At 63.9% G+C, this 25,563-nt stretch carries 24 protein-coding genes and 1 pseudogene; 17 read left to right on the forward strand and 8 right to left on the reverse strand.

Features of this window, described 5'->3' with window-relative positions; genetic code table 11:
* Nucleotides 1–210: 210 nt before the first annotated feature.
* From BMW89_RS00005 to BMW89_RS00020, 4 genes and pseudogenes are all read right to left on the reverse strand, one after another.
* Nucleotides 211–951 (reverse strand): IclR family transcriptional regulator, encoded by a 741-nt coding sequence (locus BMW89_RS00005; RefSeq protein ID WP_092021390.1) that lies wholly within the window; start codon nucleotides 949–951, stop codon nucleotides 211–213.
* 21 nt (nucleotides 952–972) lie between these two features.
* The gene (locus BMW89_RS00010; RefSeq protein ID WP_177195738.1) at nucleotides 973–1,824 is read right to left on the reverse strand and encodes an HpcH/HpaI aldolase/citrate lyase family protein; all 852 of its coding nucleotides are present in this window, start codon (nucleotides 1,822–1,824) and stop codon (nucleotides 973–975) included.
* Nucleotides 1,824–2,291: pseudogene (locus tag BMW89_RS00015) on the reverse strand (MaoC family dehydratase); the annotation flags it as partial. The gene BMW89_RS00010 and the pseudogene BMW89_RS00015, both read right to left, overlap by 1 nt.
* A gap of 30 nt (nucleotides 2,292–2,321) precedes the next feature.
* Nucleotides 2,322–3,524, reverse strand: a complete 1,203-nt coding sequence (locus tag BMW89_RS00020; RefSeq protein WP_092021396.1) for a CaiB/BaiF CoA transferase family protein — start codon at nucleotides 3,522–3,524, stop codon at nucleotides 2,322–2,324.
* 227 nt (nucleotides 3,525–3,751) lie between these two features.
* On the opposite strand from BMW89_RS00020, the gene BMW89_RS00025 reads away from it, so the two are divergent.
* From BMW89_RS00025 to BMW89_RS00050, 6 genes are read left to right on the forward strand one after another with little or no spacing between them, the layout of a single operon-like run.
* Nucleotides 3,752–4,780, forward strand: coding sequence for a TRAP transporter substrate-binding protein (locus BMW89_RS00025; protein ID WP_092021398.1), 1,029 nt, complete (start codon nucleotides 3,752–3,754; stop codon nucleotides 4,778–4,780).
* 40 nt (nucleotides 4,781–4,820) lie between these two features.
* The gene (locus tag BMW89_RS00030; RefSeq protein ID WP_092021400.1) at nucleotides 4,821–5,375 is read left to right on the forward strand and encodes a TRAP transporter small permease; all 555 of its coding nucleotides are present in this window, start codon (nucleotides 4,821–4,823) and stop codon (nucleotides 5,373–5,375) included.
* Between the two features lie 12 nt (nucleotides 5,376–5,387).
* Entirely contained in the window at nucleotides 5,388–6,677 is a 1,290-nt protein-coding gene (locus tag BMW89_RS00035) for a TRAP transporter large permease (RefSeq protein ID WP_092021402.1), read from the forward strand.
* A gap of 41 nt (nucleotides 6,678–6,718) precedes the next feature.
* Nucleotides 6,719–7,885, forward strand: a complete 1,167-nt coding sequence (locus tag BMW89_RS00040; protein ID WP_092021404.1) for an acyl-CoA dehydrogenase family protein — start codon at nucleotides 6,719–6,721, stop codon at nucleotides 7,883–7,885.
* A 22-nt stretch (nucleotides 7,886–7,907) separates the two neighbouring features.
* Complete coding sequence (locus tag BMW89_RS00045; protein ID WP_092021406.1) at nucleotides 7,908–9,461, forward strand: class I adenylate-forming enzyme family protein; 1,554 nt, start codon at nucleotides 7,908–7,910, stop codon at nucleotides 9,459–9,461.
* 7 nt (nucleotides 9,462–9,468) lie between these two features.
* Nucleotides 9,469–10,716 (forward strand): acetyl-CoA hydrolase/transferase family protein, encoded by a 1,248-nt coding sequence (locus tag BMW89_RS00050; RefSeq protein WP_092021408.1) that lies wholly within the window; start codon nucleotides 9,469–9,471, stop codon nucleotides 10,714–10,716.
* Here the strand turns inward: BMW89_RS00050 and BMW89_RS00055 are convergent.
* From BMW89_RS00055 to BMW89_RS00065, 3 genes are all read right to left on the reverse strand, one after another.
* On the reverse strand, nucleotides 10,713–11,249 hold the full coding sequence (locus BMW89_RS00055; RefSeq protein WP_092021410.1) for a hypothetical protein: 537 nt from the start codon (nucleotides 11,247–11,249) through the stop codon (nucleotides 10,713–10,715). The two genes, BMW89_RS00050 and BMW89_RS00055, sit on opposite strands and share 4 nt — an antisense overlap.
* A gap of 13 nt (nucleotides 11,250–11,262) precedes the next feature.
* Nucleotides 11,263–12,582 (reverse strand): hypothetical protein, encoded by a 1,320-nt coding sequence (locus tag BMW89_RS00060; RefSeq protein ID WP_092021412.1) that lies wholly within the window; start codon nucleotides 12,580–12,582, stop codon nucleotides 11,263–11,265.
* Between the two features lie 64 nt (nucleotides 12,583–12,646).
* Nucleotides 12,647–15,055, reverse strand: coding sequence for a hypothetical protein (locus tag BMW89_RS00065; protein ID WP_092021414.1), 2,409 nt, complete (start codon nucleotides 15,053–15,055; stop codon nucleotides 12,647–12,649).
* Between the two features lie 513 nt (nucleotides 15,056–15,568).
* Here BMW89_RS00065 and BMW89_RS00075 point away from each other — a divergent pair.
* Both BMW89_RS00075 and BMW89_RS00080 read left to right on the forward strand, forming a co-directional pair.
* Nucleotides 15,569–16,267: an RNA polymerase sigma factor gene (locus tag BMW89_RS00075; RefSeq protein WP_092021416.1), complete on the forward strand. Its 699-nt coding sequence runs from the start codon at nucleotides 15,569–15,571 to the stop codon at nucleotides 16,265–16,267.
* A 141-nt stretch (nucleotides 16,268–16,408) separates the two neighbouring features.
* Complete coding sequence (locus BMW89_RS00080) at nucleotides 16,409–17,233, forward strand: flagellin (RefSeq protein ID WP_092021417.1); 825 nt, start codon at nucleotides 16,409–16,411, stop codon at nucleotides 17,231–17,233.
* 21 nt (nucleotides 17,234–17,254) lie between these two features.
* Here the strand turns inward: BMW89_RS00080 and BMW89_RS38300 are convergent, their stop codons facing one another.
* Nucleotides 17,255–17,452, reverse strand: coding sequence for a hypothetical protein (locus BMW89_RS38300; protein WP_244547470.1), 198 nt, complete (start codon nucleotides 17,450–17,452; stop codon nucleotides 17,255–17,257).
* On the opposite strand from BMW89_RS38300, the gene fliD reads away from it, so the two are divergent.
* The 9 genes from fliD (at nucleotide 17,442) to BMW89_RS00125 (ending at nucleotide 25,558) form a co-directional block, all read left to right on the forward strand.
* Complete coding sequence (gene fliD / locus BMW89_RS00085) at nucleotides 17,442–19,013, forward strand: flagellar filament capping protein FliD (protein ID WP_244547471.1); 1,572 nt, start codon at nucleotides 17,442–17,444, stop codon at nucleotides 19,011–19,013. The two genes, BMW89_RS38300 and fliD, sit on opposite strands and share 11 nt — an antisense overlap.
* Nucleotides 19,013–19,441 (forward strand): flagellar export chaperone FliS, encoded by a 429-nt coding sequence (locus BMW89_RS00090; protein ID WP_177195739.1) that lies wholly within the window; start codon nucleotides 19,013–19,015, stop codon nucleotides 19,439–19,441. Before fliD ends, BMW89_RS00090 begins: the two co-directional genes overlap by 1 nt.
* Before the next feature lie 170 nt (nucleotides 19,442–19,611).
* Nucleotides 19,612–19,884: a hypothetical protein gene (locus tag BMW89_RS00095; RefSeq protein WP_092023265.1), complete on the forward strand. Its 273-nt coding sequence runs from the start codon at nucleotides 19,612–19,614 to the stop codon at nucleotides 19,882–19,884.
* 240 nt (nucleotides 19,885–20,124) lie between these two features.
* On the forward strand, nucleotides 20,125–20,793 hold the full coding sequence (locus BMW89_RS00100) for a flagellar hook assembly protein FlgD (protein ID WP_092021423.1): 669 nt from the start codon (nucleotides 20,125–20,127) through the stop codon (nucleotides 20,791–20,793).
* A 32-nt stretch (nucleotides 20,794–20,825) separates the two neighbouring features.
* Nucleotides 20,826–22,091, forward strand: a complete 1,266-nt coding sequence (flgE, locus tag BMW89_RS00105) for a flagellar hook protein FlgE (RefSeq protein WP_092021425.1) — start codon at nucleotides 20,826–20,828, stop codon at nucleotides 22,089–22,091.
* A gap of 3 nt (nucleotides 22,092–22,094) precedes the next feature.
* Complete coding sequence (locus BMW89_RS00110) at nucleotides 22,095–22,355, forward strand: hypothetical protein (protein ID WP_092021427.1); 261 nt, start codon at nucleotides 22,095–22,097, stop codon at nucleotides 22,353–22,355.
* Nucleotides 22,356–22,364: 9 nt separating this feature from the next.
* Nucleotides 22,365–22,838 carry a flagellar protein FlgN gene (locus BMW89_RS00115; protein ID WP_177195740.1) on the forward strand — a complete coding sequence of 158 codons (474 nt, stop codon included), beginning with the start codon at nucleotides 22,365–22,367 and terminating at the stop codon, nucleotides 22,836–22,838.
* An 18-nt stretch (nucleotides 22,839–22,856) separates the two neighbouring features.
* Nucleotides 22,857–24,629, forward strand: coding sequence for a flagellar hook-associated protein FlgK (gene flgK, locus BMW89_RS00120; RefSeq protein WP_092021429.1), 1,773 nt, complete (start codon nucleotides 22,857–22,859; stop codon nucleotides 24,627–24,629).
* Nucleotides 24,630–24,646: 17 nt separating this feature from the next.
* Nucleotides 24,647–25,558: a flagellin gene (locus tag BMW89_RS00125; RefSeq protein WP_092021431.1), complete on the forward strand. Its 912-nt coding sequence runs from the start codon at nucleotides 24,647–24,649 to the stop codon at nucleotides 25,556–25,558.
* Nucleotides 25,559–25,563 lie beyond the last annotated feature (5 nt).

A 25,563-nucleotide genomic window follows, 5' to 3' on the forward strand; every position in this document is an offset into this window, starting at 1 on the left:
CCGAACTCGTCGGCCAGCTTCTGTTCACCCGCCGAGCCCTTGCCACGATCGACAAGCCCCCGCCCATCAACCCCAGCCGCCGCCAATCCTGCAAAATCCCCGGCCAGATCGAGTTCTGCTACGGCTGAGTTTCCCCGGACAGCCCTGCGTAAGAACGGGGCGAGGGAGCGTACCGCCGGCGTGGCGAGAGTTCAGCTCGATCTCATCAAATCACGTAGCCGTCTTCGGCCGCAGCCGGTCAACCGTCCGCGCGATCAGCGACGCGACTTCCGCGACCTTCGGTCCGATCCGAAACTCCGGCCCTGCGACAACCACCGAAAGTCTGCGATCCCCAATCGGCAACGGGATCGCGGCACCGGCGAGGTCGCGGCTGTAATCGGCAAAGCTCTGGCAATAGCCGCGATCGATCGAGTTGCGCAGCTCGGTCTCGACGGCCTCGATGCTGATCGGCGTCGACGGGCCGTACTGCTTGAACTCGATCTTGCGATAGACGGCGTCGCGCTCCTCCTGCGAATATTGCAGCAGCAGCGCGCGGCCGCTCGCGGTGGCGTGGATCGGCACGCGGTGGCCGATGGTCGCGAAATAGCGGATCGCGGCCTGGGATTCGACGACGTCGATGAACACGGCCATCGTCCCCGCCGGCGCCACGATGGATGCGGTTTCGCCGGTCTCGGCGGAGAGGTCGGCAACCAGCGTATGGGTCCACGGCGGCAGCGGCTCGACCTCCGAGATCATCCGCGCCATGGTCAGCAGTCGCGGCGTCGGATAGAAGCCTGCGCGCGGCCGCGGCTCATAGAGATAGCCCTTCTCGGACAGCGTCGCGAGCAGGTTGAAGGTTGACGAGCGCGGCCAGCCGAAATGATCCGCGATCTCGGCAAGCGTCGCCGGCTTCTTCACTTGCGCGAAGAATTCGATGATCTCCAGAACATTTGCGGCTTGGCGAACGATCATGGCGGGGCTTTGCGTCCTGATCTAGGGCTGACCGAGAATTTTCTTCGCGGCGCGAAGATGCGGCTTGTCGATCATCTGGCCGTCGAGGCGCAGCGTGCCGGAATCAGGATTGCTCGCGAAAGCCGCGATCACCTTCTCCGCCCAAGTGCGTTCGGCGTCGGTCGGCTCGAACGCGGCGTTGACCACGTCGACATGCTTGGGATGGATCAGCGCCTTTGCCGAGAATCCGTCGCGGCGCGCGGCGCGCGTTTCCTGTTCGAGGCCGGCGAGATTGTCGATGTCGGTATAGACGGTGTCGATCGGCGCCACCTCGGCCGCGGCCGCCGCCATCAGGCAGAGATCGCGTGCGAGACGGTAAGGGCTGTGGAACACGCCGCCCGTGGCCTTTTCAGTAGCACCCAGCGAGGCGGAGAGATCTTCAGCGCCCCACATCAGGCCGGCGAGGCGAGGGGAGCAGTTCTTGTAGCTGCCGAGACCGAAGATCGAGCTGGCGGTTTCGGTCGCGACGCAGACGATGCGCGTTGCGCCGACGGTGATGCCAGAAGCAGCTTCCAAAGCTTCGAGCCAGGTCGCGACCTGCCGCACATCGTCTCCGCCTTGCGATTTCGGCAGCACGATGCTGTCCGGCTTGCCTGGCATCACCGCGGCGAGGTCGGTCAGCGTCATGCCGGTGTCGAGCGCGTTGACGCGGACATAGAGCTGATGGAGCTTGCTGCGGCCCTTCAGCATCGCGAGCGTCAACCCGCGCGCCTCCGGCTTCTTGTCGGTGACGACGGAATCTTCGAGATCGATGATCAGCGCGTCGGCATTGCCTTCGCTGGCTTTCTCGAATTTGCGCGGGGAATCGCCCGGCACGAACAGCATCGAACGCATCAGACCGGCCTCTTGTGCATCATCGCCATGCGGCGGCATTTGCCGACGATCTCGTCGTTCTGGTTCAGAGCGTGGTGCTCGAACTCGACGATGCCCGCTTTCGGGCGCGATTTGGATTCTCTCAACGAAAGCACCTTCGTCGTCGCCCGCAAGGTGTCGCCATGGAAGACCGGTTTTGGAAAATTGACGTCGGTCATGCCGAGATTGGCGACGGTGGTGCCCATTGTCGTATCATAGACCGTCATGCCGATCATGATGCCGAGGGTGTAAAGGCTGTTGAAAATGCGCTGGCCGAATTCGGTCTTGGCCGAGAAATGCGCGTCGATGTGCAGCGGCTGCGGATTGAGCGTCAGCAGGCTGAACATGGTGTTGTCCATTTCCGTGACCGTCCGGGTCAGCGGATGCCTGAACTCCTGGCCTACGGAAAACTCTTCGAAATAAAGTCCGGCCATCGCAGTTTCCTCCCTGTATCTTTGCGATTTTGGCCAGCGCTGCCCTTAGGGTGGCGCCGCCAGATGAACTGCCTTTTGCTCTGCGAGCTGCTCGATTTCGTCAGCCGAGAAACCGGCCTCGCGCAAAATGTCGCGGCCGTGCTGGCCGAGCGTCGGCGCCGGACCGGCGGGTTCCGGCTGGGTCACGCTCCAGGTCGAGGGCACGCGCATCTGGCGGATGCGGCCTTCCACGGGGTGATCCACTGTCTTGAAGAAATCGATCGCTTGGAGATGCGGATCCTCGAGGATCGTTTCCAGTGTGTGCATCGGCATCACCGGAATGTCGGCGCGCTCCAGCAGCTCGCGCCATTCCGCGGTGGTGCGCGTTGCAAAGATGTGGCCGATCTCCTCATAGATCTCGTCGATGTGCTTCGTGCGCGACGCGTGGTTGGCGAAGCGGGGCTGCTGCAAAAATTCCGGCCGGCCGATCGCCTCGAAGAAGCTGCGCCAGTGCTTGTCGTTGTAGATGAGCACGCAGAGATAACCGTCGCTGGTCTTGTAGGGGCGGCGATAGCGCGAGAGCAGGCGGGCGTAGCCGCCATGGTCGAGCGGCGGATCGTAGGTCAGCCCGCCCAGATGATCGACCAGCACGAACTCGGTCATCGATTCGAACATCGGCACGTCGATGCGCTGGCCCACGCCGGTACGGGTCTGGTGCATCAGCCCGCCCATGATGGCGTTGACCATCATCAGGCCGACGATGCGGTCGGCGATGGTAACAGGGACGTAGCGCGGCGTGCCGTCGCCGGCGGCCGCGAGCAGCGTCGGAATCGTCGCCGCGCCCTGGATCAGATCGTCATAGGCGGGCTTCGCAGCATAGGGGCCGGACTGGCCGTAGCCGAAGGCGCCGACATAGACGAGTGCGGGATTGATCGCGGCAAGCGTTTCGTAGTCGAGGCCGAGCCGCGCCATCGCCTGCGGGCGCACATTATAGATGAGCGCGTTGGCGCGCTTCGCGAGCCGCAACAGCGTCTCGCGCCCTTCGGGCTTCTTCAGGTCGAGCACGATGCTGCGCTTGCCGCGATTGGCATTGAGAAACATGCCGCCCATGCCGGGCGTGCGGCCGGGGCCGATCTGACGAACGATGTCGCCCTCGGGGCTTTCGACCTTGATGATGTCAGCGCCCATGTCCGCCAGCACCTGGGTGCCATATGGGCCCATCAGCACCGAGGTCAGGTCGAGAATGGTGAAGCCGGCGAGCGGTCCCATGGGGCCTCGTGGGATAAATTCATATACGTGGAGTTAGAGTTCATAAAACACGGGTGTCAATCCAGTGGCGCCATCTGCCGCTGCATAGCCGTATGCACAGTTCATATACTTGACAGATAAATTCACATATATGTACATTTTCCTCAAGCAAGAAATGGAGTGAGGGCCGGACGGCTGGCGGCGAGAAGCTGCCGCCTTCGGCATGGGGACGCGTGAGGGAGAACGATATGAAGACGAATCTGGTCCGGGCTGCCGCAGCGCTCGCTCTTTCGCTGCCGGTCTCGACACTATCGGCGCAGGCGCTCGAGCTGAAGGTCGCCGATAGCTTCCCCGCCGGACACTATCTCGTCCGCCTGATGCTCAAGCCGTGGATGGACGACGTCACCAAGCGCACCAATGGCGCGGTGACCTTCACCTATTTTCCGAACCAGCAGATCGGCAAGGCGGCGGACATGTTGCGCCTCACGCAGTCAGGTGTGGTCGACATCGGCTACATCGGCCCGTCCTACGTCTCCGACAAGATGCCACTGTCGGAAGTCGCGCAATTGCCGGGCGCGTTTGCGACCAGCTGCCAGGGCACGCTCGCTTATTGGAAGACCGCGCGCGAAGGCATTTTGGCCAAGCAGGAATACGCACCCAACAAGATCAAGCTGCTGATGGCCGTGGTGCTGCCGCCCTACCAGGTGTGGACCATCAAGTCGAAGGTGGAAACGACCAAGGACATGCAGGGCCTGAAGCTGCGGACCACGGGCGGCGCACAGGACCTGACGCTGCGTGCCCTCAACGCCGTGCCGGTGCGCATGGCCGCGCCCGATGCCTATGAGTCGCTGTCGCGCGGCACCATGGATGGCCTGCTGTTCCCGCTCGACAGCGTCGTGTCCTACGGCCTCGACAAGCTGGTCAAGCACGCCACCGAAGGCGTCAGCTTCGGCAGCTTCATCGTCGCCTATTCCATCAACCAGTCGGTCTGGGACAAGCTGCCTGACGACGTGAAGAATGCGATGAATGAGGCCTCGGAAGCCATCACGCCGAAGGCCTGTGCCGACGTCGACAAGGAAGGCGCAGTCACCAAGAAGCAGATGCAGGACGAGGGCGTCAGCTTCGATCCGCTCCCCGAGGCAACGCGCGCCGAGATGAAGGACAAGCTGAAGGGCGTCGGCAAGGAGTGGGCGAGCGGGCTCGACAGCCGCGGCAAGCAAGCATCCGCCGCGCTAAAGGAGTTCGAAGACTTGCTCGCCGCCGGCGACACCAAGTAACGCGCCAGGCAATCCGATTGATAAAAAGGAGGCGTTAGAGGTGATCAAACGGGCAGGGGATGTGCTCGGCGCGCTGGAACGCGCGCTGACGGTGATCGCGGTGGTGTTCATGTTCGTGATCATGCTGCTGGTCGTGACCGATGTGTTCATGCGATACGCACTGAACAGTCCATTCTCCTTCACCTATGATTTGATCGGCCTCTATCTCCTCGCTGGCGTCTTCTTCTTCACGGTGTCAGACGCGTTGCGCGAGCACGTGCATGTCGGCGTCGACATCCTGCTGTCGCGCTTCTCTCCAGCGGGGCGGCGGCTGTCCGAAATCGTCACCGCGCTCGCCGGCCTGTTCGTGTTCGTCCTGATCTGCAAGGTCGGCTTCGAGCGCGCTCTGGAGAACTACGAGCAGCACGACGTTCTCTCCGGCGCGATTCCCTGGCCGACCTGGATCTCGGCGGCGCTGGTGCCGCTCGGTTGCGGCGTGCTGGTGCTTCGGCTGGTGTTGCAGCTCATCGGCAATGTGCTGAGCCTCATCAGCGGGCGCGACCTCTATCCGCTGCCGCCGGTGACCGGCGTCGGCGAAGTACGCAGCTTCGAGTAACGGCAGGCATCCATGACACCCTTCATCGTTCTCGCCTTGCTGTTCGGCCTGCTTGCACTCGGCACGCCTGTCGGCTTCGCCATGGCTTTTTCCGGTTCGGTCGGCCTCGTGATGGTCGGCGGCTGGCCCACACTGTTCGGCATCTTGCAGACCGCGCCGCTCTCGACGGTTTCGTCCTACGAACTGATCACCATCCCGATGTTCTTGCTGATGGCGGATCTCGTGCTGCTCTCGGGTGTCGCGGATGATCTGTTCAAGACGGCTTCTGCCTGGGTCGGCCGCATTCCCGGCGGCCTCGGCATGGCGACCGCGCTCGCCGGCGCCGGTTTTGGTGCGATCTGCGGCACCTCGACGGCATCTGCCGCGACGCTGTCGTCGACCAGTCTGCCGGCGATGATCCGCCAGGGTTACGAGCCGAAGATGGCGGCCGGCGTGGTTGCGATCTCCGGCACACTGGCGATGCTGCTGCCGACCAGCGTCGCGCTCGTCATCTTCGGGCTGCTGGCCGAAGTGAACATCGGCAAGCTCCTGATCAGCGGCATCATTCCGGCGATCCTGGTGATGTTCACCATCATGGCCACGATCTACTTCCTGGTTTGGCAGGATCCCTCGCGCGCCCCGGCCGCGAAGTCGGTGCCGTGGCGCGAGAAGTTTGCGCTGCTGTGGCAGGTCTCGCCGATGGTGGCGCTGTTCTCGGTCGTGACAGGGACAATCTATCTCGGCGTCGCCACTCCGACGGAAGCGTCCGCCTTCGGTGCGTTCGGCGCCTTCCTGCTCGCGATCGTCAAGGGCAAGATCACGCCGTCCTCGCTGTATCACACGCTGCTGCGCGCCAGCCACGGCACCTGCATGATCATCATGATCCTGGTCGGCGCTTCGATCTTCGGCTACTTCTTCACGCTCACGCATGTGACGCAGGATCTCGTCGCCTGGATCGGCGGCTTGCAAACCTCGCGCTGGGTGATCATCACGCTGATCCTGTGCGGCTACATCGTGCTCGGCTCGTTCATGGACCAGATCGCGATCCTGGTGCTGACCGTGCCGATCGTGCTGCCGCTGATCAAGACGCTCGGCTTCGACCCGATCTGGTTCGGTGTCATCAAGATCGTCACCGCCGAAGTCGGCATGATCACGCCGCCGGTCGGGCTCAATTGCTTCATTGTGGCCCGCTACGCCAACCGACCCGTCGCGGAAGTGTTCCACGGCACCTTGCCTCATTTCATCGCGCACCTGTTCGCGATCGCGATTTTGGTCGCGTTTCCCTCGATCATTCTCTGGCTGCCCTCGCAGATGGGGCGCTAGGATCGGAGCTCTCGCGGGCTCCCAATAAGGAGATCAAGAACATGGATTTCGCGCTCACCGATCAGCAGGAAGCCATTCGCGACGCCATCGCAAAGATCTGCGAAGGCTTTCCCGATGCCTATTGGCTTAAGAAGGACCACGACGGCGGCTTCCCGCACGATTTCCACAAGGCGCTCGCCGATGCCGGCTGGCTCGGCATCTGCGTGCCGGAGGCCTATGGCGGCTCCGGGCTCGGCATCACCGAAGCCTCGATCATGATGCGCACCATCGCGGAATCGGGCGCTGGCATGTCCGGCGCCTCCGCGGTGCACATCAACGTGTTCGGTCTCAATCCCGTCGTCGTGTTCGGCTCCGAGGAGCAGCGCAAGCGCATGCTGCCGCCGATGATCGAGGGACGCGAGAAGGCGTGTTTCGCCGTCACCGAACCCAATACCGGCCTCAACACCACGCAGCTCAAGACCCGCGCCGTCGCAAAGAACGACCGCTACATCGTCAATGGACAGAAGGTCTGGATCTCGACCGCGCAGGTCGCGCACAAGATCCTGCTGCTGGCGCGCACCACGCCGCTGGAAGAGGTGCGCTCGCCGACCCACGGGCTCAGCCTGTTCTACACGGACTTCGACCGCAACAAGATCAAGGTCCACGAGATCGAGAAGATGGGCCGCAAGAGCGTCGATTCCAACGAGCTGTTCTTCGAAGATTTCGAGATCCCGATGGAGGACCGTATCGGCGAAGAGGGCAAGGGTTTTCAGTACATCCTCGAAGGCATGAACCCCGAGCGTATCCTGATCGCGGCGGAAGCGGTCGGCCTCGGCAAGCTCGCGCTGGCGCGCGCGACCGAATACGCCAAGACGCGCGTGGTGTTCAACCGCCCGATTGGCAAAAATCAAGGTATCCAGCATCCACTCGCGGTGAATTGGGTCGAGCTCGAAGCCGCCTGGCTGATGGTGATGTCGGCGGCGTGGCAATACGACAAAGGCATGCCCTGCGGCGGGGCCGCCAATGCCGCGAAATACATTGCGGGCGAAGCCGGATACCATGCTTGCGAGCAGGCCGTGATGACCCATGGCGGCTTTGGTTATGCCAAGGAGTTTCATGTCGAGCGCTACTTGCGCGAAGTCCTGATCCCGCGCATCGCACCGGTCAGCCCGCAACTCGCGCTCAGCTTTATTGCGGAAAAGGTGCTGGGACTGGCCAAGTCTTACTAAGGTCGCGTGGATAGTTCGGCAGATGAACCTCGCTCATCATCTCCTGCGGGCCGCCAGGGCTGATGCGTCCGCACCGGCCCTGCTCAAGGGATTGACCCCGGTCGCCAACTACGGCCGGCTCGCCGCGACGGTGGCTTCGCTGGCGGCGTCGTTGCAGCAACGCTTTGGCCTGGCCAAGGGCGACCGCGTCGCGCTGCTGATGAAGAACGTGCCTGATTATGTCGCCTGCCTCTATGCCTGCTGGCACGCCGGGCTGGTCGCCGTTCCCATCAACGCAAAGCTGCACCCGCGCGAGGTCGCGTTCATTCTCGACAATTCGGGTGCGGCTATCGTGTTCGTGACCGAAGATATGTCGAGCGTCGCGTCGGAAGCGTTGGCACTTGGCGCGGCCAAGCCGCACATCGTTGAGATCGGCTCCGCCGAATATCGCGGGTTGGAGAAAGCCGACGGCATCGCAATTGCCGACGTTGCGATCACCGATCCCGCCTGGATCTTCTACACCAGCGGCACCACCGGCCGCCCCAAGGGCGCGGTGCTCAGCCATCGCAATCTGCTTGCGATGTCGCTGAACTATCTCGCCGAAATCAACCCGGTTGCGCCGGGCGAGGCGCTGCTGCACGCCGCGCCGATGTCGCACGGCTCTGGCCTCTACATGGTACCGCATGTGCTCGGCATGGGTGCGCAGATTATCCCCGAGAGCGGTCGCTTCGAGCCGGATGAAATCCTGGAACTGACGGCGAAGCGCGAAGGCATCTCCTTCTTTGCTGCGCCGACGATGGTACGTCGCTTGACCGTCGCGGCGGAAGCCGCGGGCGCCACCGCACCGGGGTTGAAGACCATCATCTATGGTGGCGGCCCCATGTATGTCGCCGATTGCAAGGCCGCGCTCGCCGTGTTCGGACCGAAGCTGGCGCAGATATACGGTCAGGGTGAGACGCCGATGACCATCACTTATCTCCCGAGATCCATGCATATCGACGCCGGTCATCCGCGCTATGAGGAGCGCTTGGCCTCGGTCGGCATCGCGCAGGGCGTTGTGCAGGTGCGCACCGTGGACGAATCGGGGCGGGACGTCGCGCCTGACGAGGTCGGCGAGATCATCGTGCGCGGCGATACCGTGATGTCCGGCTATTGGCAGAACCCGGAGGCCACCGCGAACACGCTTCGCGACGGCTGGCTCTATACCGGCGACATGGGCGCATTCGACGCCGATGGTTTTCTCACGCTGAAGGACCGCTCCAAGGACGTCATCATCTCCGGCGGCACCAACATCTATCCGCGCGAGGTCGAGGAGGTGCTGTTGCGGCACGAGGCCGTGGCCGAAGTCTCGGTGATCGGCCGGCCGCATCCGGAATGGGGCGAGGAGGTGGTTGCGGTCGTCGTTCCCGTATCGGGCAAGATGGTCACTCGCGACGAACTCGACCAAATCTGCAACGCCTGGATCGCGCGCTTCAAGCGGCCGAAGCATTATTACGCGACCGGCGAGCTGCCGAAGAACAGCTACGGCAAGATCGTCAAGACGGAGCTGCGTACGCTGCTCGGCGAGTCCTCCGCGCGCCTTGCGCCGATGGATTGAGGCGGCGATGGACGATCATGCGGCACCGATCGACTTCTCCGGCCTGATCCGTGAGGGTGATCTCGTCGTGTCTGGGCAGGCGACAGCCGAGCCGATGACGCTGACCGCAGCGCTGATGGCGCAGGCGGCCGATCTGCCGCCCTTCCGCATGATGGTCGGCCCGATTTTCTCTGACACATTTCCTGCAGGCGGCGCACTCAACGTCTCGTTCCAGAGCTATGGGGTCATCGGCAATGCGCGGCGGCTCGCAAAGGCCGGGCGGCTCGATGTGATTCCGAGCAATTACAGCGCCTTCTGTGCCGACTTCGCCTCTCGCCGCCATCGGGCGGATGTCGTCGTGGTGCAATTGGCGGAGTCCGGGGGCCGGCTCAGTGCTAGCCTTTCCAACGACTATGTCATCGACGCCGCGCGCAGCGCACGCCTCGTCATTGCCGAGATCAATCCGGAGGCGCCTTTTACGTTCGGCGCCGAATGGCCCGAGGACGTACCGATCCATATGCGCGTGCCGGCGCGCCGTCCACCGGTCGAATTGGCTTCACCACCGCTTGACGATGTCTCGTGCCGTATCGCCGCCCATGCGGCGGGCCTGATCGCCGACGGCAGCACGCTCCAGTTCGGCGTCGGCCGAATTCCAGACGCGATCCTCTCCTCGCTGTCCCATGCGCGCAATCTCGGCATCCATTCCGGCCTGATCAACGATGCCGTCGTCGAGCTGATCGAACGCGGCGCGGTGACGAATGCGGAGAAGGGGCTTGATCCCGGGATCACTGTCACCAACCAGGTGATCGGCACAAAGCGGCTCTACCGCTTCGTGCATGAGAACAAGGAGGTCTCGGTGCGGCCGACGTCCTACACGCATGGCCACGGCATACTTGCGCGGATCAACCGGCTGGTGGCGATCAATTCGGCGCTTCAGGTCGGGCTGGACGGCAGCGTGAATTCCGAGACGCTGAATGGCGTCGCGATCGGTGCGATCGGCGGCCAGCTCGATTTCGTGCGGGGCGCCAATGCATCGCCCGGGGGAAGAGCGATCATCGCGCTGCCGGCGACAGCTTCCGACGGGACCAGCCGCATCGTCGCCAATGTCGAGACGGCGACGACGCCCCGCGCCGATGTCGACGCCATCGTCACCGAATGGGGGATTGCCGAGCTGCGCGGCTGCGGCCTCGCCGAGCGGGCGCGCCGCATGATCGCGATCGCGGCGCCGGAGCACCGCGACGCGCTGTCGGCACAGCTCGGTGGCCTCTCGCGCTAGTTCATCATCGCCAGCGTCGGGCGCTGGCTCTCGTTGGATCCGATGATCCCGGGGAGATCCGTCGCCTCGCCGGCGATCATGTGCGACATTCCCCAGAACAAATGTGCAAGGCGGGAGAACACCAGCCGCTCGCGCTCGGCAGGAACGGTGCCATCGGGGATCGTTACGGTTTCCAGGCCGACCACTTTCTTGAAGTCGGGCCAGATCGTCATCGACTGCGCGATTACGGAATAGCAGCGCGGATCCTCGTCGCTCTCGTCGGGGGCCGGCGGCAGACCCGGATATTGCGTCGACGCGGCGTAGAATTTGTAGGCGCCATAACCAAGCCTGAGCATGAATTTTTCGGGGACGGCGACGTCGGCGGCGAAGGACACCAGCCGTGCCTCGCTCAGCACGTCCGGTGCGATGGAACTGAGGTCCGCTGCGCGCAGCGCGGAGCAGAAGGCGAGCTCGCGATTGTGCTCGCGGAGCAGATTGGCCAGCGGCTGCTGCTGTTGCACGGTGTCGGTGAGCAGGATGATGGTCTTGAGCATCGTGTGACGTCCCTCAGGGAAAGAGATGGCGGGCGGTCATGACTGCGTCGTCGGTCGCGTGGGCGGCAAAGAAATCGTTGGCGATGCGCTGCCCCGGTGCGATCTCCAGGATGCGGTAGCGTGCCATGGCCGCGGCATCGCGCGCGGCCCCGACGTCGTCCTGCCAGGCGCAGAGCGACAGCTCGAGCCGGCCATATCCGCCGCAATCGGCCGCATAGGCGCCGGTCACGGCTTCCACGGTCGCGGCGACTGCGCCCGCGTCACCGGCCGAGACGTCGCGCAGGATCACGGCGATGCCGTTGCCGGTCTCGGCTTTCGAGGTCATCACCATGAAGGCGTCGCGGGCGCCGGTGCGTCCGGCGCGGCGGGCCGCACGCACGATGCCTGCAAAGGCCGGATCGGGCCCGAGCTCCAGCGTCGTCGTCTGCTGGTCGTGCAGGATTGTCGCGCGCATCGCACCGAGGTCGCCCTTCAACGCGTGATAGGAGCGCGGCAGCCAGACGGTATCGAGCGGCATCTGCGAGGATGTCAGGCTCCAGGCCTGATCGAGCAGATAACCCTCCCAGATCGCAGGATAGGACGCGGCAAGCTGTTGCCAGGTACGCAGCAGCCGTTCGGCGCGCTCGGTGCGGCCGACATAGAGCGTGCGGGCCGACATCTCCCAGCGATTCCACTTGTGGAGCGCGACGTCGCAGCCGAGTAAGGACGGCAGCAATGGCGCCTCGCGCAGCACGGCGCCGGTTTCGACGAACAGCAGCGGCTCGCGATATTTGTTCCACATCCGCAGCATGAACTCGGCCTTCTCGAAGCAGAGCAGGCGGTCGCTGAACTCCGTATCGATCGGCTCGATATGGCAGGCGAGATCGAACCGCTCGAGCGAGTGCCGGAGCGCGAAGGCGGCGGTTGCGTCGCCGCGGCGCGGATAGCAAGAGACGATCCGCGGGCGCAGGGCGGATGCGTCAGCCGCGGTGAGGAATTTCGACCAGCCGATGCCGCCCCACCACATCTCGTGCGGGCCGTCCGGGCCGCTAGGGCCGACGGTGCCGAACTCGGTCAGCTTGGACTTGAGGAAGTCGAAGCCGGGATTCTCGCTTCTGGGAATGACGATGGCGCAGCCGGGCGTGAGCGAGCGGTAGAGCAGCTCGGCTGCCGCGCCGCTCAGTGGCTCCTTGAGGATGATGACGCCGTTCCGCCGGCGCTCGCTGACATCACCCAGCGTCGGCGCGCCGTACTGGCCGACCAGCCAGACCAGGCGGTCGCGCTGGGCCCGGCCGAGCCTGACACCGCCCGTTAGCAGCAGCCGATCAAGGTTCTCGTGCGTCTCGTCCGTCAATTCCGTGCCCCTCACATCGCCAGCCCCTCGCACTTGAACGGCCGGGGCGGCACGGTCAGGCGCACTATTTGGGGCTGGAGCCGAGCGGTGTGATCGCGACGGAATAGATCGCGATCTCCTGCGTCATCGGGCCGACCGGGATCAGCAGGCAGCCGTCGTGGCTCTCGGCGCGATATTGCGCACCGGTCCGCTGCACCCCGGCATAGACCAGGCTTTCGATGCCGATGACGTCCTGGCTCTCGGCGGCATCGCGAACATCGTCACCCTTCTGCACCGTGACGCCATGAAGAAGCCCTTCGGGCGCGAATGTTGCCAGCGGCAGCGCGATCATGCCGATCGCCATGGTTCGGGACAGGGGGATGCGCAGGCGCAACTCGCCGAGACCGGTGCGATGGACGGTCACCGTCTCCAGCGTCGCATCGGCGCCTGCACGAAACAATCCGACCTGAACCGGGCCGCACGGCCGTTCCTCAAAGACGTCGGCGGGCAGACGGTTGGCGCCGAACAACACATAGAGATAACCGTAGGACGGTGACAGGCCGGCAAAGCTGCCGGCGAGCCACATCGGCGGTGCCGCCGAGGTGCAGGCGGCAGAGAGGCCGCGGGCGGTGATCTGATCGCGCACGAATTTTTCGTCGAGCATTGGCGCCAGCGCATCGGTGCCGAGATTGACGTCGTGCTTCAACGGGCCGAGCAGCGCGAGCTCGTCATCGTCGGGGAGCAGCAGAAGCCGGCCCAGCGTTGCAGCGCACCAGCGGGCGGCGACGTCGGACACGGCATAGGGATCGAGGCCGTGGTCGAGCGCGACGTCGTCTGCGCTCCGCGCGAAGGCATGCGCGCCGGCCTGGATCTCCGCGGTAAGCACCATTTGCTCCGCGGGACGCGGATTGATCTCGCGCAACACCGCGCCGCCGTCGTAATCGCGAACCGAACCATCGGACGAGCAGCAGGCCTGCTCCAGCAAGGCCACGTTGCGGATCAGCATGCGCTTGACATGCGGCGTGACCACGAGGTCGGAGACAAAGCCCTCCGCGCTGTCCTCGTCGGCGATATCGTCGAAGGCGTCGTCGAGTGACATCAGATAGGCGCCGTGGAGACGGATATTGATGCCCTCGCCGTCGAAGACCCGGCGCAGCGCCTTCTGCACGCTGCCGGAATAGCCGAGATCGGCGAGCACGAGGTCGGTACAATCGTCGAAGCCCGGGATGGCGTGACGGAGATAGGCGAGCAGCCGCGCCCGCAGGCCCGCGGCGAGCGCGACGATTTCAGCGGGATCCATCAGACCAGGCAGCGCTTCGGCGAGCTCTTCGCCGGCGGCGATGCCGCCGGGATGGCCGGCAAAGAACGCTGCGACCTTCGGCGGCATGATCTTCACCATGTCGAGAAAGGTCGGCGCGTCGATCTTGAAGACCTTGCTGAGCAGATCGACCAGCGGCTGCATCGTGTCGGCCGACGCGATCAGGCTGACGCGGCGGTTGATCTCGACATAGGCCGACGACATGCCGTGCAGATCCTGCCAGATCCGGTACGACAGGAAACCGTCGCGGCCGAGGAAGCCGAGCGCGACCTTCCGGCCGGGTCCTGCGACCGCTTCACAGCGCCTTGCGACGAAGGCGTCGAATGCCGTCATCACCGGGCCAAGCACCGTGACGCCCAGGTGAAAGGCCGGCGACCTCTCAGCGCTGCGCGCGGCGACCATGCGCCGCAAGGTGCGGGCGCCGTGGTCGAGCCGGGACGGCGCGCCCGTGCAGATGAGCTCGAATAATGCGGTTTCGCGCTGAAACGTCGATGCGAGCCGGGCAGTCGCCTGCGGATAATAGCGCGCGCCAATGCCGTGGCGCTTGGCGCCCTTGATATCGGCCTTGTCATTGTCGCCGACGTGAAAGGAGGCGTCGGCGTCGATGCCCTCGTTGGCGAGGTATGTCGCGAACAGCGCCTCGCTCTTGCTGCTGCCGTGGTCGCAGGAGGCGTAGAGAAAGTCCCAGGCCAGGCCGGGGCGGCAGGCCCGCAGCAGCCGCGCCAGCCGGTCGGAATCCCAATAGGTGTCGGAAATGAATCCGACGCGGTGGCCGGCGCGTTTCATGTCCAGATATTGCCGAAGCATGTCGGGATTGGTGCGGCAAAGCGCGAGCTCGGCGGCGAACTCTGATTCGGCCAGGACGCTCAGGTCGCGGCGCGCAAGACCGAACAGCTTGAACGGAAAACAGGAATAGATCTCGTCGATATGAACTTCGCTTGTGCCACGCTTCTCCTTCGCGGTCCTGCGCGCCCGCGCTTCGGCCTGAATGCGATGCTGAACGAAACTCGCGGAAACATTCGGACAAGTTCTTGAAATGCCAGAAAGCTCGTAAGTCCTTTCAAATACGCCATCCGGCGTCGTGCAGGCACGAAGAAGAAATGTATCGAAAACATCGAATGACCAAGCAGAAACAATTTCTGCGCGGCGCTCGAGGCCGGCCGTAGCGATCTTCATGCTGCAATTCCCCGTCCACCATGACGATTAACGTGCGCGGGCGTGAGGTCAGGCGCCACAAATGCGAAAAAAGTTCACGCGCGATTCAAAAACGCGTTCGTCGCGACTGACAGATTCAAAAAAATCGCTAGGTTCGAAAAAGGTGATTCGGAAAAAATTGCCGAGTGCAGAAGCGGTCTCGCGTTCATTCACACTCGGAAACAATCGCGTCTTCACGCGCCGCGCGCGTGTCGCACTTGATCACCTAGTGCCGCGTAATGTCAGCGTTTTCTTCCTACTACATCTGTTCAGGATGGATGATCCGTCATGGCGCGAGACGATGTGATGATTGCAGGTGTGAAGCGCGAGGCTGTCGCGCAGTCGGCAATTATTGCCCGATGCTCGGCAAAAGATGCCGGCTAACATCTTGAAAAATAACAAAAATTCTTCGCCTGGATTGTTTTGGCCCCGCGTTCAACGCTTGGAAGCCGTGTGGCATATGCGCCGCCGGCATTGCGGGTTGGAGATTGCGGGATGAGTTACGCTGCTGATGTCATGGCGCCCGCCGAGGCCGAGATCGCAACGACGGTGCCGATCGAAGCGACCGTGCCGATGATGCCGTCGGCGCCGCTCGCGCCGGACAGCGCGCCTGTTAGCGACGATGTCGTCTTTGATGAAGACAGCGAACTCCTGGACAGGCTCGCGACCGGCGACGAAGTGGCCTTTCGGCTGCTGGTCGAGCGTCACATCGATCGCGCCTACGCGATCGCGCTGCGCATCGTCGGCAATGCAGCGGATGCCGAAGACGTGGTGCAGGACACCATGCTCAAGATCTGGAGCCATCGCGGACGCTGGCAGCACGGCCGCGCCAAATTCTCGACCTGGCTCTACCGCGTCATCTCCAACCGCTGCATTGACCTCAGGCGCAAGCCGCGCAACGAGAACGTCGAGACGGTGCCGGAAGTCGCCGACGATCAGCCCGGCGCCGTCGAGATCATCGAGCGCAACGAGCTGAACGGCATGCTGGAGCTCGCGATGCAGCGCCTGCCGGAGCAGCAGCGCATCGCAGTGATCTTCTCGTACCACGAGAACATGAGCAACGGCGAGATCGCCCTGGTGATGGACACCACGGTGGCCGCGGTCGAGTCGCTGCTCAAGCGCGGCCGCCAGCAACTCCGGCAGCTGCTGCGCAAGCACGAGCGCGACATCCGCACCGCGTTTACCGATTGCTAACCATAAAAATCGCCTCACGAAAATTTTCGCGCCTGATCTCCTTGCACTCCGCCGTTTGATCGAACGGACGGGGCTGCGGTCTGCGTCGTCAATCGTCTTCAACGATGCGGCACGCCATGCCCATCAGCACAGGAGCTTCCAATGCCCGCAATCAACACCAACACCGCCGCAAACTCCGCGGTCCGCTACCTCAACATCAATTCGGCGCAGGAGAGCAGCTCGCTCGCGAAGCTGTCGAGCGGTTCGCGCATCACGTCGGCCTCCGATGACGCCGCCGGCCTCGCCATCTCCACCCGCATCTCCTCGGACGTCACCACGCTGCAGCAGGCCGCGACCAACGCCTCGCAGGCTACCGCGATCCTCCAGACCGCCGACGGCGGTGCCTCCAACATCTCCGACATCCTGGCGCGCATGAAGTCGCTGGCCTCCGAGTCCGCCTCGGGTACCACGACCGATTCCAGCCGTGCCTACATCAACTCGGAATTCACGCAGCTCACGAGCGAAATCGATTCGATCGCGAGCGGCACGCGCTATTCCAGCCAGAGCCTGCTCGACGGTTCCAGCGTGTTTTCGTCGGGCGTGTCCGTGCTGGTCGGTTCGTCCGGCTCCGACACGATCACCATCACGCTGTCGAACCTGACGGCGTCGTCGCTCGGCGTGTCCTCGCTCGACGTCAGCTCACTGTCGGACGCGACTTCGGCGCTGACGACGCTCGATACCGCGATCGATACCGTCTCCGCCGCCCGCGCCAGCATCGGTGCGCAGGAATCGCGGTTCAACTTCTCGTCCGACTCGATCTCGACCCAGACCCAGAACCTGCAATCCGCGAACTCGGCGATCAAGGACGTGGACATCGCGTCCGAGCAGGCCAAGCTGTCTTCCGCCGAGGTGAAGACCCAGGCTGCGGTATCGGCCGAATCCGCGGCGAACCAGATGCCGCAATATCTGCTCAAGCTGCTCGGCTAAGGCGCGAGGCCGGAGCGACCGTCATGCCGGGCCGGCTTGATGCCGGCCCGGTTCTTCCTGGGATGGAGCGGGCACCAAAGTGACCAGCGTCAGTTCGAGCACCAGCAGCACGTCGACCGCCTCGACGTCATCGAGCAGTTCGTCGGTCACCACGACCGGGACCACGACATCGACCAGCGTCGACTGGAGCGCGCTGATCACCGCGGCGGTGAACGCCAAGCTGGTCCAGGCGACGACGATCTCGACCTCGATCACCAACAACGAAGCCAAGATCTCCGCCTACCAGACGCTTCAGACCAATCTTTCCACGCTGTCGAGCGGGCTTTCCTCGCTCGCGACCTCCGTCATCAATTCGCTGGCGACCAACGCGTTTGCCACGCGCGCGGCGACCCTCAGCTCGACCGGCGACGTCAGCGCGTCCTCGGCGCTATCGATGTCGGTCAGCAGCGGCGCTGCGACCGGCGCCCACACGCTGACGATCAGCCAGGTCGCGACCGCGCAGAAGGTGGTCGGCACCTCGCAGTCGAGCCAGACCAGCGAGCTCGGCTATTCCGGCACGTTTTCCATCGGCCTCGTTGGCGGCACTGCGTCCGACATCTCCATCACCAGCACGATGTCGCTCCAGGATGTCGTCGACAGCATCAATGCCCAGACCTCGACCACCAACGTCCAGGCCTCGATCGTGCAGGTGTCGAGCGGGTCCTACGAGATGGTGCTGACGGGGACTGAGGACGCCGCCGACATCAGCTATTCCAGCACAACCGGCGACGACATCCTGAACAAGCTCGGGGTGACCGACAGCACCGGCGCCTTCGCCGATGTGCTTCAGACCTCGCAGGCCGCGATCTTCGCCCTCGACGGAATCTCGATGACCCGGGATACCAACGACATCACCGACGTGCTCACGGGCGTGACGTTCAACCTGCTCCAGGCGACGCCCAGCGGCTCCACGCTGAACGTCAGCATCGAGGCCGACACCAGCCAGATCGAGACGGCGGTCGAGAACCTCGTCACCAATTACAACACGTATCGCGATGCGGTGATCGCGCAGCAGGCGACCGGATCGGATGGCACGGCGGATTCGAGTGCGGTGCTGTTCGGCGACGGCACCATGCGCGACATCATGGACGCGCTCCAGAACGCGCTCAACAGCACCGTCGGCGGCCTCACCATGGCCGACCTTGGCCTGTCCTTCAACGAGAAGAACGAGCTCGAGCTCGATACCTCGACGCTTTCAGATATCCTCAGCACGAATCTGAGCGGTGTCACCACACTGCTGTCGGCGCAGACCAAGACGTCGTCGAGCCAGCTCAGTGTCGTCAACACCGGAACGTCGCCGCAATCCTTCACGCTCGACCTCACGGTGGATTCGGACGGAAACCTCTCCTCCGCCTCGATCGGCGGCGATTCCTCGCTGTTCACGGTGAGCGGCACGACGATCCTCGGCGCTACCGGAACCGCTTATGCCGGCATGGCTTTCACCTATTCGGGCTCGACCTCGCAGTCGATCACGGTGACCTCGACCCAGGGCATTGCCACGCAGCTCTACCAGGTCGCCAAGACCTATTCGTCGACCTCGGGTGCGTTGCAGACCCTGATCACGAACCTGACCGACCGCGACAACGTGCTTCAGCAGAAGGTCGACGACATCGATAGCGCCGCGTCCGCCTATCAGGCGCAGCTCCAGGTGCAGTATGCGGCCTACCAGGCCGCAATCGAAAGCGCCAACAATACGCTGACCTACCTCAAGGCCCTGCTCAACTCCAGCTCGAGTAATTGATGATGCATAATCCGATGGCGTACATGGCCAACCAGGCCTATCGGGGCGCCGCGACGAGCGTGCCGCCGCTCAAGGTGATTTCGATGCTGCTCGGCGGCGCGATCACCTTCCTCCAGAAGTCGCTCGCTGCGCAGGAAGCACGGCGCTTCGAGGAGGCGCACGAATATCTGATGAAGGCGACCGCGATCTTGCGCGGGCTTGGCCACAATCTAGATTTCGCCAAAGGCGGCGCGGTGGCCGAGCGGCTGTTCCAGACTTATAACGCCCTGATCCTGGCCAGCCACAAGGCCTATGGCCGGCCGCATGCGCGCGAGAGCTTTCGCCGCATCATTGCCGGGCTGACCGAGCTGCGCGAGGCCTGGGAGCACGTCGACGCGACGGTACGCGGCGGCAAGGCCGCGCCGGCCGATTCGGCCCGCACGGGCTGACGAAACCAGCTCCTTCGCGACGCGAAGAGGGGGAGCGACAGGGGCGACCGGCCGTCTGGCCGCTTTCCGTAGTGCTGCGGGCGGTTTTGGCGCCCGGACCCGCCGAAATCCGGTTTCCGCCACGCCTGCAATGCTTTATGACGGGCCTGACGAGGCGGGACCGGCAGGCGATGGACGTCACCGAGTTTGAGGAATTGATCGATCGGCTGGGCGAGGATCTCTCCCTCTGGCCTGACGATCGACGTTTGCCCGCCGAACAGCTGCTGGCGCAATCGCCCGCCGCGCAAGCCGTGCTGGAAGAGGCGCGCGCCTTGCGCCTTGCGCTCGCTGCGCCTGCGGTCCGCGCACCCGCGGGGCTGGCCGATCGCATCGTCGCTGCGGCCGCGAAAATGAAGAGCGACACCGCCGAGCCGCGCACCGAAGGCGAGACGGCGGAGAGCTGAACGGCTTTTTCTGCGAGCGCTGCTCTCTTCCCCTCGCCCCGCCGCCGCAGCCTCAAATCGACCTGACATCATCGCTCCTCTAACGCGCGCACGCGGCAGATTTTGCCGTGTCGAAAGCCGTTTTCGCGCGCGTGAATCCTCGCCTGAATCCGCGCGCCCACCCGTTTCATCAGCACACAGATTTCAAGCGCCGCCGACCGACATCTGGTCGCTGCCCGCGCAAGAAAGCCGGAGTTTCTGATGACCGTTTCCGCCACGAGTTCTGCAACGACTGCGACCACGACGACGTCATCGTCATCGAGCACATCGTCCAGTTCGTCGCTGACCTCCAGTGATTTCCTCAGCCTGCTCGTCAGCGAGCTGCAGAACCAGGATCCGCTGAACGCGACCTCGACGACCGACTTCATCAATCAGCTAACGTCCTATGCCAATTTCACCCAGCAGCAGTCGATCAACTCCAACATGTCGTCGCTGGCGAGCTCGTTCTCGAGCCTCGTGACGCTCAATTCGGTGAACTATATCGGTCACACCGTCGAGGCGAAGACCGATACGTCGACCTTGAGCAGCGGCTCGGCGACCTTCGGCTACTCGCTGTCCTCGGCCGCTTCGAACGTCTCGGTCAGCATCTCCGATTCTTCCGGCAACGTCGTCTACACCGGAACCGGCACGGGTAATTCCGGCTCCAACAGTTTTACCTGGGACGGCAAGGACTCCAGCGGCAACCAGCTCTCGGATGGCGGCAAGTACACCATCTCGGTGACCGCGACCAACTCCGCCGGCACCTCGGTCCTCAATTACACGACCATCACCGGCACGGTGACGGGCATCGACACTTCGACGTCCACGCCTTCGCTCACGGTGAACGGTGTCTCTGTCAGCGCCGCCAATATCCTCGGCGTCACGTCCTGATCCCTTGTCCTGATTTCCTCGGAGTTTTCATCATGAGTCTCACCGGTGCATTGTCCTCGGCGATCTCGGCGCTCAGCGCCCAGAGCCAGTCCTTGTCGATGATCAGCGACAACATCGCCAACTCCGACACGACCGGCTACAAGACGACGTCGGCGATGTTCGACGCGCTCGTAACCGCGTCGAGCAACACGACCTCCTACGCGTCGGGCGGCGTCACCGTCTCGGGCCGGGCCAACATCACCCAGCAGGGCCTCTTGGCCGCGACTTCCAACGCCACCGACGTGGCGATCCAGGGCACGGGCTTTTTCGTGGTGAATAGCGCCACGTCGGGTGGCATCACGTCCTATACCCGCAACGGCGCCTTCACGATCGACAATGCCGGCTACCTCGAGAGCAACGGAAGCTATCTGGAGGGATGGCGCACCGATGCGGACGGCAATGTCGTCGGCAGCGAATCGGCGAGTAATCTTTCCGCCATCAACACTCAAATCGCCTCGACCAGCGGCAGCGCGACGACCAAGACCACGATCGCGGCCAATCTGCCGTCGGATGCCGCCACCGGCGACACCTATACCAGCTCGATGACGGCGTATGACTCTCTCGGTGCCGCAAACACGATGCAGATCACCTGGACCAAGACCGGCACCAACGCCTGGAGCGCGAGCTTTGCCAACCCGACCTCGTCGTCAGATACCACGACCGCAACAGGCACGGCGTCCGGCTCGATCGCCATCACCTTCAATAGCGACGGCTCGCTGGCCAGCACCAGCCCGAGCCCGGCGACCGTCGCGGTCACGGGCTGGACTGACGGCGCCGCCGATAGCACCATCACCATGAACCTCGGCACGGTCGGCGGCACCGATGGCCTGACGCAATACGCCTCCGGCGAGACGACGCCGTCGGTCAACGTCACCAGCATCGACTCCGATGGGCTGTCCTACGGCAAGCTGTCGAGCGTCTCGATCGGCAAGAACGGCGTTGTCGACGCCACCTATTCCAACGGCGAGACCGTCGCGATCTACAAGATCGCGGTGGCGACCTTTGCGGATCCGAACGGCCTTTCCGCCGCCAGCGACGGCCTCTATTCGGCGACCGTGACCTCGGGCAACGCCGCGTTGCAGGCTTCCGGCGAGAACGGTGCGGGCACGGTCTACGGCAGCGAGCTGGAATCCTCGACCACCGACACCTCCAGCCAGTTCTCGAGCATGATCTCGGCGCAGCAGGCCTATTCCGCGGCGTCCCAGGTCATCTCCACCGTCAATAAGATGTACGACACCCTGATCTCGGCGATGAGGTGAGTGATGCCGGGTGAAAAAGCGAGCGCCGCTGGAGAGGCGCTGCTGCGCCGGCTCCAGCGGCTGGTGGCACGGGCTACGACCGCCAAAGGCGGCGACCGCAAGCGATTGCTCGCGCTGCTCGACGACGTTGAAACGACTCGCTGCGGTCTGCTGCGGGAATGCGCGGAGATCGAAGGCGAGATGAAGCAGGCAACCGTCAGGGCGACCGCGATCGGCGCGTATTTGCGCGGCTCGCAAGTCCAGCGCGGCAAACGGCACAATTAGAAGAAGGCGATGACCATGACTGCAGCCCAGGCCAAGAGCCAAGCCACGAGGACGAACGCCGCGAACGGCGATATCAGGATCAAGTCGCTGATCACGCTGATCGACACATTGACCGCGCTGGTCGCCGAGGAGAACGCCGAACTCGCCATGGGTCTGCCGGCCTCGCGCCTCAAGCAGGTCGACGAGAAGAACCAGCTGGCTGAGATGTTCGAGCGCACCGTCGCCGAATGCGCGGGGGGCACGACCAGCCTCAATGTGCACGACCGAATCCTGCGCGAGCAGTTGATGGAGCGGATCCTGAAGCTGCGTACGGCGATGGACGAGAATCTGGTGCGCCTGCGCGCGGCGATCGAAGCCAGCAACCGCCGGATCGAGGCCGTCATGCAGGCGATCCGCGAGCAGATCGCAGCGGTTTCGCCCTATGGCGCCTCCGGCCGTCTCGCCGCGCGCGCGGTCTCCAGCGGCACCAGCCGCAGCGCCTGACGGAACGAGAGGTTCGCCGTGTCACTCGATATCGCACGATCGATCGCCTTCAGCGGCCTCTCGGCCACCTCGGTGCAGATCAGCGTGACGTCGTCGAACATCTCGAACGCCGACACGACGGGCTATACCGAAAAGACCGCGAACCAGTCGAGCAGCGTCACCAACGGCGTCGGCACCGGCGTCACGGTGACGGGCATCACCTCGACGGTCGACAAGCTGTTGTTGAAGTCGCTGATCTCCGCGACCTCCGACCTCGGGTCGGCCGACACCACCAACACCTATCTGACGTCGCTCGAGAAACTCTACGGCTCGACCAGCAGCACCGACAGTTCGTCGACCGGAACTTCGCTTGCCAACAGCATCGCTTCGCTTGAATCGGCGCTGTCGTCTTTGGCGAGCACGCCGAGCAGCGCCTCGCTGCAATCCAACGTCGTCAGTGCGCTCGACGACGTCGCGAGCCAGTTGCGGGAGACGTCGAGCAGCATCCAGAAGCTGCGCTCCAATGCCGACCAGGACATCTCGTCCTCGATCGGCGACGTCAATACCGACTTGCAGCAGATCTCGGATCTGAATGCCCAGATCAAGCAGACGGCGGCGGTCGGCCAGTCGACCTCGGACCTGGAGGACCAGCGCAACACCGCGCTCCAGGATCTCGCCTCGAAGATGAACGTCAGCTACTTCACGGCATCGAACGGCGATCTCCAGATCTACACCAAGTCCGGCCAGGCGCTGGTCGACAGTTCCGCGCACACGATCAGCTATACCGCCGCGGCCAATGTGACGGCGGCGACGACCTACACCGCCGGTTCCTCGTCCAGCGGCTTCAGCGCGATCACGGTGAACGGGGTGGATATCACCTCGCAGATCACGGGTGGGGACATCGGCTCGCTCATCACGCTCCGCGACACGACGCTGCCGGCGGCGCAGTCGCAGCTCGATCAGCTCGCCCAGCAGCTTGCGTCCGCGATGAACAGCGTCTCGAACAGCGCCTCCGCGGTGCCGGCGCCGACGAGCCTCACCGGAACGACCAGCGTCACCAGCAGCACGGCGCTGTCCGCCACCGGCACGGTACGCCTTGCCGTCACCGACCAGAGCGGCAGTCTGGTCTCCTACAGCGATCTCGACCTGTCGTCCTATTCCACGGTCGGCGACCTCGTCACCGCCATCAACGGCATTTCCGGATTGTCGGCCTCGGTCGATGCGGACGGCCATCTCGCGATCACGGCAACCGGCTCGGGCAACGGTGTCGCCATCAACGAGATGACGAGCTCGGTGGGAAGCTCGGCAGAGGGATTTTCGGAGTATTTCGGTCTCAACGACCTCGTGACCGGTACGACCGCGGCTGATATCGCGGTCAACAGCAAGATCCTGTCCGGGACCAACGAGCTTCAGCTCGGCACACTGGATTCCTCGTCGAGCCTGACCGTCGGCAGCACCGTACTGTCGTCGGGGTCGGCCACCGTCGTCAACGCCTTCTATGATGCGCTGACGAGCTCGCGGACATTCGCCACGACCGGTGGGATCGCCGCCACCACCGGCTCGCTGGCCGATTATGCCTCGGCCATCGTGGCCGATGTCGCCAGCAAGGCCTCGCAGGCATCCAGCAATTACACGGCGAAGGAAACCACGCAGTCGACCTATGCGAGCTCGCTGTCCTCGCAATCCGGCGTCAACCTCGACGAGGAATCCGCCAAGCTGAGCACGCTCCAGAACAAATACACCGCGGCGTCCGCGCTGATCCAGGCCATCAACACCATGTACTCGGCGCTGCTGTCCGCCGTGCAGTCGTAACAGCCGGGAGCGGGCTCATGGTCGCGATGCGGGTCGCCACCTTCGCGCAGTCGAACAGGATGATCGCCGACGCGATGCGCGTGGAGACGGTCATGGCCAACAAGCAGATCCAGGAATCGTCGGGTGTAATCTCGGGTGATTTCGGCGGCTATGGCTCGGATGCGCAGCACGTCGTCAACCTCCAGGTCTCGGTGACGCGCGCGCAATCCTATGTCGACGCCGCGACGCTCGCCGACAGCAAGGTGCAGGTGATGTACTCGGCGGTCGGATCGATGACCGACATCCTCACGCAGCTGCGCTCCCAGCTCAGCGCGGCCTCGACCGGCAGCTCGACCGAGACCAATTCGGTGATCACCACCGCCCAGCAGATGCTGCAGGAAATGGGCTCGCTGATGAACACGCAATATGACGGCCAATATGTGTTCGCCGGCGGCAAGACCGACACCGCGCCGGTCGATCTCACGAGCTTTGCGTCCGGCACCGGCTCGCTGACCGCGACCGATTCCAGCTATTACAACGGCGACGACGAGGTCGCCTCGGTGCGGGTCGCCGCCGACGAGACGGTGTCGTATGGCGTCAACGCCGACAATTCGGCGTTCGAAGAGGTGATGCGGGTCCTCAAATTCGTGGCCAACAGCACCTCGCTGTCGTCCTCGGATATCACCAGCGCGCTCGATCTCGCCAGCACGGCGATCGACGACACGGCTGCGGTGCAGGCCAAGCTGTCGAACAACGCGTCCTCGATCGAGACGGCAAGCACCCGCCAGACCGATTACAAGAGCTATGCCGAGACCCTGTCGAACGACCTGACCGGGGTCGATGTCGCCGCCGTCACGGCGCAGCTCTCGACCTATCAGGCACAGCTCACCGCATCCTATTCGGCGCTCGCCAAGATCCTGAGCATCAATCTGGCGAGCTATTTGAAATAGCCGAG

It is taken from the genome of Bradyrhizobium sp. OK095, from assembly GCF_900109945.1.
Classification (GTDB): domain Bacteria; phylum Pseudomonadota; class Alphaproteobacteria; order Rhizobiales; family Xanthobacteraceae; genus Bradyrhizobium.